At 69.8% G+C, this 10,647-nt stretch carries 9 protein-coding genes and 1 pseudogene; 3 read left to right on the top strand and 7 right to left on the bottom strand.

Annotated elements, in window-relative coordinates; translation table 11 throughout:
• Positions 1-266: 266 nt before the first annotated feature.
• Entirely contained in the window at positions 267-1,664 is a 1,398-nt protein-coding gene (locus WAX14_RS04295; RefSeq protein ID WP_422626851.1) for an NAD(P)H-quinone dehydrogenase, read from the bottom strand.
• 176 nt (positions 1,665-1,840) lie between these two features.
• Here WAX14_RS04295 and WAX14_RS04290 point away from each other — a divergent pair, with 176 nt between their 5' ends.
• A complete protein-coding gene (locus WAX14_RS04290) occupies positions 1,841-2,311 on the top strand; it encodes a gamma-glutamylcyclotransferase (RefSeq protein WP_422626850.1) in 471 nt (156 codons plus the stop codon).
• A 40-nt stretch (positions 2,312-2,351) separates the two neighbouring features.
• Here the strand turns inward: WAX14_RS04290 and WAX14_RS04285 are convergent, their stop codons facing one another.
• The 6 genes from WAX14_RS04285 to WAX14_RS04260 all read right to left on the bottom strand — a co-directional run bounded on the left by WAX14_RS04285 (position 2,352) and on the right by WAX14_RS04260 (position 9,158).
• Complete coding sequence (locus tag WAX14_RS04285) at positions 2,352-3,383, bottom strand: ABC transporter ATP-binding protein (protein ID WP_422626849.1); 1,032 nt, start codon at positions 3,381-3,383, stop codon at positions 2,352-2,354.
• Entirely contained in the window at positions 3,380-4,888 is a 1,509-nt protein-coding gene (locus WAX14_RS04280) for an ABC transporter permease (RefSeq protein ID WP_422626848.1), read from the bottom strand. Before WAX14_RS04280 ends, WAX14_RS04285 begins: the two co-directional genes overlap by 4 nt.
• 65 nt (positions 4,889-4,953) lie before the next feature.
• Positions 4,954-6,003 carry an iron ABC transporter substrate-binding protein gene (locus WAX14_RS04275; RefSeq protein ID WP_422626847.1) on the bottom strand — a complete coding sequence of 350 codons (1,050 nt, stop codon included), beginning with the start codon at positions 6,001-6,003 and terminating at the stop codon, positions 4,954-4,956.
• Positions 6,004-6,040: 37 nt separating this feature from the next.
• Complete coding sequence (locus WAX14_RS04270; protein ID WP_422626846.1) at positions 6,041-7,243, bottom strand: M20 family metallopeptidase; 1,203 nt, start codon at positions 7,241-7,243, stop codon at positions 6,041-6,043.
• A complete protein-coding gene (locus WAX14_RS04265) occupies positions 7,240-8,400 on the bottom strand; it encodes a M20 family metallopeptidase (protein WP_422626845.1) in 1,161 nt (386 codons plus the stop codon). Before WAX14_RS04265 ends, WAX14_RS04270 begins: the two co-directional genes overlap by 4 nt.
• 59 nt (positions 8,401-8,459) lie before the next feature.
• Entirely contained in the window at positions 8,460-9,158 is a 699-nt protein-coding gene (locus WAX14_RS04260) for an enoyl-CoA hydratase/isomerase family protein (RefSeq protein WP_422626844.1), read from the bottom strand.
• A 66-nt stretch (positions 9,159-9,224) separates the two neighbouring features.
• Here WAX14_RS04260 and WAX14_RS04255 point away from each other — a divergent pair, with 66 nt between their 5' ends.
• Together WAX14_RS04255 and WAX14_RS04250 are read left to right on the top strand one after the other, a co-directional pair.
• On the top strand, positions 9,225-10,037 hold the full coding sequence (locus tag WAX14_RS04255) for a purine-nucleoside phosphorylase (RefSeq protein ID WP_422626843.1): 813 nt from the start codon (positions 9,225-9,227) through the stop codon (positions 10,035-10,037).
• A pseudogene (locus WAX14_RS04250) lies at positions 10,034-10,647 on the top strand (phospho-sugar mutase); the annotation flags it as partial. The gene WAX14_RS04255 and the pseudogene WAX14_RS04250, both read left to right, overlap by 4 nt.

The raw sequence follows: 10,647 nt of genomic DNA, 5'->3' as shown, positions 1-10,647 counted from the left end.
CGGGCCGGGAGGTCAATTCGAGCAGGTCGCGGATGGCGGAACTGGTCAACCCGTCGAGGCGGCGGGCTCGGATACGTGTCATGGGGGCTCCACGAGCAGAGGGTTCGGGGCGGATCGGCACCGGGCGCCGCGGTCTGCGAGCGGAGAAGTGCCGTGACGAGCGGCCGTGGGTACGACCGGACCCGACGGAAGCCTACCCCGTCACGGCACCACCATATGAAATCTCATCTCACATTATGAGACATAGCATCGGCACACCCGCCACGTCAGTCCAGGTCGTCGTGCCGCATCAACTGGCGTGCCGCCTCGGTGATCGACCCGCTCAGCGAGGGATAGACCGAGAAGGTCGCGGCGAGATCGTTGACCGACAGGTTGTTCTGCACGGCAATGGCGATCGGCAGGATCAATTCCGACGCCGTCGCCGCGACCACGACACCACCGATGACCACACCGGTCGCGGGACGACAGAAGATCTTCACGAAACCGCGCTTGAGTCCCGCCATCTTCGCGCGGGGATTGGTGTTCAGCGGCAGCATCACGGTGCGCGCCGGGATCTCCCCACTGTCGATCGCGGCCTGGCTGACCCCGACCGTGGCGATCTCCGGGCGCGTGAACACCGCGGACGCAACGGTTTTGAGCTTGATGGGGCTGACACCTTCACCGAGCGCGTGATACATCGCGATTCGGCCCTGCATCGCGGCGACCGACGCGAGCGGCAGCAGACCGGTGCAGTCGCCCGCCGCGTACACGCCCGCGACCGAGGTCCGGGACACCCGATCGACCGGCAGGTAGCCGCCCCGATCGAGTTCGAGGCCGACCCGTTCGAGACCGAGACCGGCGGTGTTGGGCACCGAACCGACGGTCATGAGGGCGTGACTGCCCTCGACGATGCGGCCATCGGCGAGCAGCACGCGCACCCCGGCGTCGGTGCGCTCGACCACGTCCGCGCGGGCATGCTTGACGAGGGTGACGCCACGCTCGGCGAGCGCGTCCTCGAGCACGAGTGCGGCGTCCTCGTCCTCGTGCGGGAGCACGCGGTCGCGGCTGGACACGAGGGTGACCTGCACACCGACCTCGGTGTACGCCGAAACGAACTCGGCACCGGTGACACCGGAGCCGATGACGATCAGATGCTCGGGCAGCTTGTCGAGGTCGTAGAGCTGACGCCAGTTGAGGATGCGCTCACCGTCCGGTTCCGCACCCGGCAGCACCCGCGGGCTCGCGCCGGTGGCGACGAGCACGACGTCCGCGTCGAGTACCTTCTCCTCACCGGTGAACAGGTTCGCCCGCACCTGATGCGCGGCCATGCCGATCTCGCGGTCGATGATTTCACCGCGGCCGGAGTAGATGGACACCCCGGCGGCTTCGAGTTTGGTGCGGATGTCGGCGGACTGCGCTCGGGCCAGACCCTTGACGCGGGCGTGGACTTGCGGCATCGACACCGCCGCGCGTTCGAGTTCGACACCGAGGTCCGCTGCGCGGCGCATGTCGGTGCGCACACCGGTCGAGGCGATGAACGTCTTCGACGGCACACAATCGAACAGCACGCAGGCGCCGCCGATCCCGTCCGAATCGATCAGTGACACCGTCGCGCCGTACTGGGCTGCAACCAGGGCAGCCTCGTAGCCCGCAGGCCCACCGCCGATGATCACGATCCGGGTCATTTTTCTCCCTCTGTATCGATTCCGAAATGGTCTTCGGTCCGTCTCGGGCATCCGGGGTCACCGCGCGCCCGCGACAACGCTATGCCACCGAGGGCAGGTGCCGCACCCCGACGCGGCACGCCCGCGGCGAGCGCCCCGAAACGTGCGTCGGGCGGTCACCGATTAGCCTTAGGCACGTGCCGATCTACGCCGCCTACGGGTCCAACATGCATCCGGAGCAGATGTTGCAGCGCTGCCCGCACTCGCCGATGGCCGGGACCGGGTGGCTGCACGGCTGGCGCCTGACGTTCAGCGGCGCCGACCTCGGCTGGGAGGGAGCACTCGCCACCGTCGTCGAGGACGAGGACGAGAAGGTCTTCGTGGTTCTGTACGACGTCCCGGACGAGGACGAACGCAGCCTCGACCGCTGGGAAGGTTCCGAACTCGGTTTCCACCGCAAGATCCGGCTGCGGGTGGACACGGCGAACGGTCCGGCGCTCGCCTGGCTGTATGTGGTCGACGCGTACGAGGGCGGGTTGCCGTCCGCCCGGTACATCGGCGTGATGGCCGATGCCGCGGAGATCGCGGGCGCGCCGTCGGACTATGTGATGGATCTGCGTACCCGGAACAGCCGCAACGTCGGCCCGGGCCGGCCCGACGTGTTCTGACGACCCGGCCGATCGGACCGGGTAGATCAGACCTGGTAGATCAGACCGGGTAGAACGGCACCGGCGCGCACACCTGCACCGACACCGCGTCACCTGCCCGCAGGTCGTCGGCACCGCCGCGCAGCGCCCGGATCGCCGCGCCGGGACAGTCGATCCGCAGTTCGCTGTGCGCGCCACCGAAGGCGATGTCGCGGATCCGAAACGGTGACGCGCCCGGAGCGGGTTCGACGGTGATCTGTTCGGGCCGGACCAGGATCCGGCCGGTGCCGCGCCCCGCCTCGGTCAGCGCCACCTTCCCGACCGCGGTGTGCGCGTGGTTGCCGTCCGCCTCCGCGTCGAGCACGATCGCCTCCCCGACGAACTCACCCACCGCGACCGACACCGGCGTCCGGTACACCTCCTCCGGTGTGCCGACCTGCGCGAGCCTGCCACCGAGCATCACCGCGACCCGGTCCGCGATCGCCAACGCCTCGGCCTGATCGTGCGTCACCAGCACCGCGGCGACCTGCTGTTCCCGCAGCAGGGCACGGACGTCGGCCCGCAGGCTGGACCGCAGTCCCGCGTCGAGCGCACTGAACGGCTCGTCGAGCAGGACTACGGCGGGCCGGGGCGCGAGCGCGCGAGCCAGCGCGACCCGCTGCTGCTGGCCCCCCGACAGTTCGCTCGGCTTCCGGTGCCCCATGCCGGTGAGGCCGACCAGGTCGAGGAGTTCCTCGACGCGGCGGGTCCGTGCCGCGCGCTGCCGCACCCGCGAATCCCAGGTGGGTCGCGTCAACCCGTATCCGATGTTGCGGGCGACATCCAGGTGCGGGAACAGCGCACCTTCCTGGGGTACCAGGCCGACGCCGCGCCGTTCGGGGGGCAGGTCGGTCACGGTTCGGCCGTCCGCGACGACTCGGCCGGAACTCGACGAGTGCAGACCCGCGATCACCCTCAGCAACGTGGTCTTGCCGCCGCCGGACGGGCCGAGCACGGCGAGCAGATCCCCGCTCGGCACCTCGACGGACACGTCCGTGACGACCTCGGCGGTCCCGTAGCGGGCACACACCTCGTCGACGATCAAACCGTTCACTTCGCACCGCGTTTCATTTTTTCACCGGCTTCGGCATCGATACGGCCCCGGAGCAGCCGGCCCAGAACCAGCGACGGCAAGGCCGCGATGAGCACGAGAATCACCGCGTAGGGCGCCGCCGAACCGTACTCGAGGGTTTCGGTGTGCTTCCACATTCCGGTGGCGAGGGTGTTGTGGCCGATCGGGACGAGCAGCAACGTCGCGGGGAGTTCCTTGGCGATGGTGAGGAAGGCCAGCGCACAACCGGCGACGACCCCCGGTGCGGCGAGCGGAATCGTCACGCGCAGGCCGGTGCTGAAGCGCCCGCTGCCGAGGGTCGCGGATGCGTCTTCGAGTCCGGGGGGAATCGCCGAGACCGCCGCGTGGATGGATCCCACGGCGAGGGGAAGGAACAGCACGGCGTATGCGACGAGCAGCATCGGCGTCTGCTGGTACCACTGCGGCAGCAGCCGGATCCCGAAGAACACGAGTGCGAGGCCGACGGTGATGCCGGGCAGCGCGAAGCCGACGTAGGCGGCGCTTTCGGTGAACCGGGCCAGTGGCGACGTCGAACGGGCAGCGAACACGCCGACGGGCAGGGCCAGTGCGGTGGTCAGCAATGCGCCGAGCGCGGCGACCCACACGGTGTAGGTGGTCGCGGTCCAGATGCCGGACCAATCGACCGAGGCCTGTTGGGATCGCCACAGCCAGCGGGCCAGCCCGGCCAGCGGGACTCCCGCGGAGACGACGAGCACGGCGGTGAGGAAGCCGGCCGCCGGGAGCGTCCCGCTGCTGAGCGGCACCGGGCCGGGTTTCCGGGCGGCACCGGATCCGACGCGGGCGGTCGCGCCGCGCCGCACGCCGCGTTCGGACACGGTGAGGATCACGGCGAGCGCCACCAGGACCAGTCCGAACACGGCGGCGGGGGTGCGATCGAGCAGCCCGCGGTAGCTGCCGTAGATCGCGAGGGTGAACGCTTCGTAGCGCATGAGCGCGACCGCCCCGAAGTCACTGAGTGTGTACAGCGCGACGAGCAGTCCGCCTGCGGCCGCGGTGGGCCACACCTGGCGTAGCGTCACGGTGAGGACGGCACGGATGCGGGATCGCCCCAGGGTGCGGGCCACCTCTTCCAGGCCGGGGTCGATCGAGGCGAGAGCGGCCGCCACCGGCAGATACACGTAGGGGAACGACGCGCAGGTCAGCACGAGCGCGGCGCCGGCGAAGCCCTCCAACGCGGGAAACTGGGCGATCCACACGAAACCCGACACATATGACGGGATTGCCAGCGGCACGCTGAGTGCGAGCGCGAACCATCGACGTCCGGGGAGGTCGGTGCGGGTGGTGAGCCATGCCGCCGCGATCCCGATGACGAGGCACGCGACGGTGACGGTGAGCGCGAGGATGCCGCTGCGCCAGACGAGGTCGAGGGTGCGTTGCCGGAAGATCAGCGACCACACCCGGTCCGGTCCGTCGGCGAAGGCACGCATCACAAGGTGGACGACCGGGGCGAGCGCGAAGACGGCCACACCCGACGCGGCCAGGGCCAGGATCGGCCGGCCGCGCCGGGCGCGGAGCGGAGCGGTGAGGATGCTCAGATGATGCCCAGTTCCTGCAGCAGCGACTGGGTCTGCTCGAGCGACGCGAGTTCGGCGAGTGCGATGTCGGAGGTGCCGATCTCGTCGAGCGGACGCAGGTCGTGCGCGGTCTCGATACCGGGCACGATCGGATATTCGGAGGTTTCGTCGGCGAAGTAGGTCTGGGATTCGGGCGAGAGCAGAGCCGCGACGAACTGCTGGGCCTGCTCGGGCTGGTCGGTGGTCGCGAGGACACCGGCGCCGGCGATGTTCACCAGCGCGCCCGGGTCGCCGGCCTGGAAGTAGTGGACCTGGACGGCGAGGTTCTCGGCGCCCTGCTCCTCCGCGAGGCCGTACCAGTAGTAGTGGTTGGTCAGCCCGAGCGTGACCTGGCCGGTGTTCACTCCCTCCATGAGGGGGCCGTTGCCTTCGAACGCGACGGGTTCGTTGGCCGTGAACGCCTCGAGCCACTGGCGGGCACCGTCTTCGCCGCGGGAAACCCGCAGTCCGGTGACGAACGCCTGGAACGATGCGTTGGTCGGGGCGAAGCCGATCTGCCCCTTCCACTTCGGGTCGAGAAGTCCGTCGATGCCGGTGGGCAGGTCCTGCGGTTGCACCTTGTCGTCGTTGTAGACGAGCACGCGGGCCCGGGCCGACGTCGCGACCCAGGTGCCGTCGGCGGCGCGGTAGTACTCGGGCACCAGGTCGGTCACGGAGGTGGGCAGCACTTCGAGCATGCCCTGCTGGTCGAGGAGGCCGAGGGCGCCCGCGTCCTGGCTGAACACGACGTCGGCGGGTGAGGAGGCACCCTCTTCGAGGAGCTTGCCGGTGATCTCCGGGGTGCCGCCGTAGACGACCTCGATCGGGAATCCGAGGGTGCTCTCGAGTTGTTCGATGAGGGGCGCGACGAGGTTTTCGCTCCGTCCGGAGTACAGCGTCAGCGCCGCGTCGCTGCTGTCGCCCGGCGTGGTGTCGTCCGCTGCGCTGTCGTCACTGCCGCACGCGGCCAGGGTGGCCACCAATGCTGCGGCCGTGAGAGCGGCGGCAATCCCGCGTCGTGTGTGCATGTGGGCCTCCTGTTGTGAGCTGTCCCTCACAGGGAACCTACAGGCTGAGGCCAGGCTCGGCTAATTCGGTCGAATCGGTCATTCGTCCGGCGCCGAGAACGAGATTTGTCAACACGCGCACTCCGACGGCCAGCGCCCGCTCGTCGAGATCGAACGTGGGTTGGTGGATATCGAGTTCCGGCCCGGTGCCGAAACCGACGCCGAGCCGGCCCATCGCCCCGGGAACCTGTTCGAGATACCACGAAAAGTCTTCTCCCCCACCGGATTGTGGGGTGTCGGACAGGGCGTCGGGGTCGACGGCACGAATCGCGGCCTCGAACATGCGGGCCGAGACCTCGTCGTTGACGACCGGCGGCACACCCCGCCGGTAGTTCAGTTCGTAACTGACCCCGGTGGGGGCGAGCAGGCCGTGCACGATCTCGCGCACCATCGGTTCGAGCAACTCCCACGTCTCGTGGTCGCCGGTGCGCACGGTACCCGCGAGCATCCCGGTGCGCGGGATCGCATTCGGTGCTTTGCCCGCGCTGACCGCACCCCACACCATCACGGTTCCGGTGCGTGGGTCGATGCGCCTGCTGAGCATGCCGGGCAGGCCGGTGATGACCGTGCCGAGTCCGTAGACGAGGTCGCCGGTCAGATGCGGACGCGAGGTGTGCCCACCGGGCGAATCGAGCACCAATTCGACGGTGTCCGCTGCGGAGGTGATCGCACCCACCCGCATCCCGACCCGCCCCGCCTCCAGACGCGGATCGCAGTGCAACGCGAAAATCCGGGACACCCCGTCGAGGCCGCCTGCGGCGACGACGTCGAGCGCGCCGCCCGGCATGACCTCCTCGGCGGGCTGGAACACGAGCCGGACACCGACCGGCAATTCGGGCACCTCATTCAGGGCGAGCCCGGTACCGAGCAGCACAGTGGTGTGCGCGTCGTGGCCACACGCATGCGACACGCCGGGAACCGTCGAGGCGAACGGCGCGCCGGTCAGTTCCTGCATGGGTAGGGCGTCCATGTCGGCGCGCAGTCCGAAACGAGGCCCGTCGGTGGGCCCGAGATCGCAGACGAGGCCGGTGCCGCGCGGCAGCACCTTCGGTTCGAGTCCCGCCGCGGACAGGTGCTCGGCGACGAACTCGGTCGTCGCGTACTCCTGCCGGGCCAGTTCCGGGTTCGCGTGGATGTGCCGGCGCCACGCGGTGAGGTCCCCGGTGTGGTCACCGAGCCACTTCTCGACATACGGATTCATCGGCTCGCTGCCCCTTCGAGCAGGCGAGCGCGCTGGACGGGATCGGTCGCGGCGCGGATCGCGGTCGCGGCGAGCGCACGCGCTCCGTCGAGCACCGCCCGATCCGCCGATTCGGTGATGCACGCGGCCGCGAAGGCCGCCTGATGTGTGACCGCGCCACCCGAATCGAGCCCGATGACGGGATGGATACCCGGCACCACATTCGTCACGTTTCCCATATCGGTGCTGCCCAGCGGGCGTGATCCTTCCTCCTCGACGGGCAGCGGTGCCCGTCCCTGCTCGATGATCACCTCACGATATGCCTGCACCAGCCACGGATCGGGAGTGAGTTCGGTATAGGTCGGTGACACCGTCCGGATCCGATGCGTACACCCGGTCGCGAGCGCCCCCGCCGCGAAGCAGTGTCCGGCGCGTTCGGAGAGGTCCGCCAGCGAATCCGCGGTGGCCGCACGCAGGTAGTACAGCAACTCGGCGTGCGCGGGCACGATGTTCGGGGCGGTGCCGCCGTCGCTGACGATGCCGTGGATCTGCTGGCCCGGCAGCAGATGCTGACGCAGCAGCCCGACGGCGACCTGCGCCACCGTCGCAGCGTCGGCGGCGTTGCGTCCGTATTCGGGTGCCGCCGACGCGTGCGCCTCACGTCCTTCGAATGCGATGGCAATGTCTGCCAGCGCCAGCGAGGTCGCACCCGTGGCGTCGAACGGGCCCGGATGCACCATCATCACGGCGGCGACGCCGTCGAACACGCCGCGTTCGAGCATGATCACTTTGCCGCCCCCGGACTCCTCGGCCGGTGTGCCGATGACCCGCACGGTGATGCCCAGTTCGTCGGCGACGGCCGCGAGCCCCAGTCCGGCGCCGACCGCGGCGGCGGCGATGATGTTGTGCCCGCAGGCGTGACCGATCCCGGGCAGCGCGTCGTATTCGGCGCAGACGCCGACGACGAGTTCGCCGCTGCCGTAGCGGGCGTCGAAAGCGGTGGGCAGATCCGCGATTCCGGTGCGGACGTCGAAACCGTGTCCGCGCAGCACCTCGACGATCTTCGCGGCACTGCGGTGCTCGTTGAACGCGAGTTCCGGCTCCGCGTGGATCGAATGGGACAGGGCGATCAGCTCACCGGTCGCAGCCTCGATCGCCCTGTCCGCTTCGGTCGTCACTCGATCAGTTTGTCATGCGCGCGGGGCGCAAGTGCCGGCACCGCCGAGCGCGGGAGCGATCAGCCGAAACTGAAGTTCGACTCGTCCGTCTTCCTTGCGAGCGCGGCGAGGAGCGGCTCGTGCAGACCGCGTTTGACGACGCAGAGGTTCGCGCCGCGGGTGGAGGTCAGTCCGGCGGCCCGCTCGACGGCCGCGGCGAGGACCGCATCCCCGTCGACGGCCTGCGTGACGATTCCGGCCGCGGACGCGTCGGAACCGCCGTAGCGACGGCTCGTGGTGACGGCCTCGACCGCGGTGCTGCTGATCAGCCGGGTCCGCAGCAGCGCCGACATGCCGACGGTGAACGGCATACCGAGTTGCACCTCGGGCAGGCACCAGAAGCCGCGGTCGGCGCGCATCACGGAGAAGTCGTGGGCGAGCGCGAGCATCGCCCCGGCGCCGAATGCGTGGCCCTGGATCGCGGCGACGGTCGCGGCGGGAAAGGTCAGCATCCGCACGTACAGTGCGTGCACGGTGTCGAGGTAGCCGGGCAGGTCGGCGATGTTGGCGAAGATCCAGTCGGTGTCGAGACCGTTGCTCCAGAACTTGCCGGTCGCGGCGGTCACGAGCGCCGCCGGACCCTCGTGCGCGTCGACCTCGTCGAGCAATGCGCCGATCTCGGCGAGCCGGTCGGGGTGGAAGCGGTTCTCGTCGACCTCCTGATCCCGGTTGCCGAGGTACAGGACGAAGACGTCGCCGTCGCGTTCGAGGTAAGGCATGACCACGAGAATAGACCCACTTGCTACTCGGTAGTAACAAGATGGTTGACGTTAGGGTCTTGCGTCATGGGAGCACCCGACGCGATCCTCGACCCACCCGCCGAAGCCGGCCGCGCCGCCGCCGCCCTCGCCGCGCGCACCGGAGTACCCGCGCACCCGGTCGCCGTGGTGCTCGGCTCGGGATGGCGTGCCGCCGTCGAACGGTTCGGACCGACGATCGCGGACGTGTCCATGCACGACCTACCCGGTTTCACGCCCCCGACCGCGGCGGGTCACCCCGGCACCGTGCACTCGGTGACGGTCGGGCGGACACCGGTACTGGTGCTGTCCGGACGCATCCACGCCTACGAGGGCCACGACCTGAGCCGGGTCGTACATCCGGTCCGCACGGCGGTCGCGGCCGGCGCCCACACCGTGATCCTCACCAACGCCGCCGGCGGCATCTCCCCCGACTTCAAGGTCGGCGATCCCGTGCTCGTGTCCGACCATCTCAACCTCACCGGCCGCTCACCGTTGATCGGCGCCCAGTTCGTGGATCTCGTCGACGCGTACTCATCCGACCTGCGGGCGCTGGCACGGCAGATCGATCCCTCACTCGCCGAGGGCGTCTACGCCGGCCTGCCCGGCCCGCACTACGAGACGCCCGCCGAGATCCGGATGCTGCGCACCCTCGGCGCCGACCTCGTCGGCATGTCCACCGTGCACGAGACGATCGCGGCGCGCGCCGCCGGTGCCCGCGTCCTCGGCATCTCGCTGGTGACCAACGCGGCCGCCGGCGTCACCGGCGAACACCTCGACCACACCGAGGTCCTCGCCGCGGGCCAGGCCGCCGCCCGCCGGATGGGCGATCTGCTGCGCGAACTGGCGGGCCGGTTGTGAGCCTGCGTTTCGGTACCGCGGGACTACGCGGACCGGTCGGTGACGGACCGGACTGCATGAACGTGCCGGTCGTCGAACAGGCGACCGCCGGACTCGCGGCCTGGCTGCACACGAGCGGGCACGGCGGCGGGACCGTCGTCGTCGGCCGGGACGCCCGCATCGGCTCAGCGGACTTCTTCACCGCGACAACAGAAGTCCTCGCCGCAGCCGGATTCGACGTGGTCGCGCTCCCCCGGCCGCTACCGACCCCGATCACCGCGTTCGCGGTGCGGACACTCGGTGCGGTCGCCGGCGTCCAGATCACCGCGTCACACAATCCCGCGACCGACAACGGCTACAAGGTCTACCTCGCCGACGGTGCCCAACTGGACTCTCCCGCCGATCGCGACATCGAAGCGGCGATCGACAAGGTTCGCGACGCAGTGCCGCGCGCAGCCGTGACGCCCACGAACGGCGACCTCGTCGAGCGGTATCTCGCGCGCGTCGCCACCCTGCCCCGGTCCCCGCATCGCCACCTTCGGATCGCCCTCACCGCGCTGCACGGGGTCGGCGGGGAGACCGCCGTCGCCGCATTGCGCGCCGCCGGGTTCACCGACATCCACGTCGTCGC

Source organism: Rhodococcus sp. (in: high G+C Gram-positive bacteria) (assembly GCF_049299235.1).
Classification (GTDB): domain Bacteria; phylum Actinomycetota; class Actinomycetes; order Mycobacteriales; family Mycobacteriaceae; genus Rhodococcus.
Note: the sequence above shows the minus strand (reverse complement) of the source record. Positions and strands in the feature narration are given on the sequence as shown.

What these genes read in the sequence shown, in the direction of transcription:
- WAX14_RS04295 (WP_422626851.1), bottom strand. Translation starts at nt 1,664, where the DNA reads ATGACCCGGATCGTGATCATCGGCGGTGGGCCTGCGGGCTACGAGGCT.
- WAX14_RS04275 (WP_422626847.1), bottom strand. Translation starts at nt 6,003, where the DNA reads ATGCACACACGACGCGGGATTGCCGCCGCTCTCACGGCCGCAGCATTG.
- WAX14_RS04270 (WP_422626846.1), bottom strand. Translation starts at nt 7,243, where the DNA reads ATGAATCCGTATGTCGAGAAGTGGCTCGGTGACCACACCGGGGACCTC.
- WAX14_RS04260 (WP_422626844.1), bottom strand. Translation starts at nt 9,158, where the DNA reads ATGCCTTACCTCGAACGCGACGGCGACGTCTTCGTCCTGTACCTCGGC.
- WAX14_RS04255 (WP_422626843.1), top strand. Translation starts at nt 9,225, where the DNA reads ATGGGAGCACCCGACGCGATCCTCGACCCACCCGCCGAAGCCGGCCGC.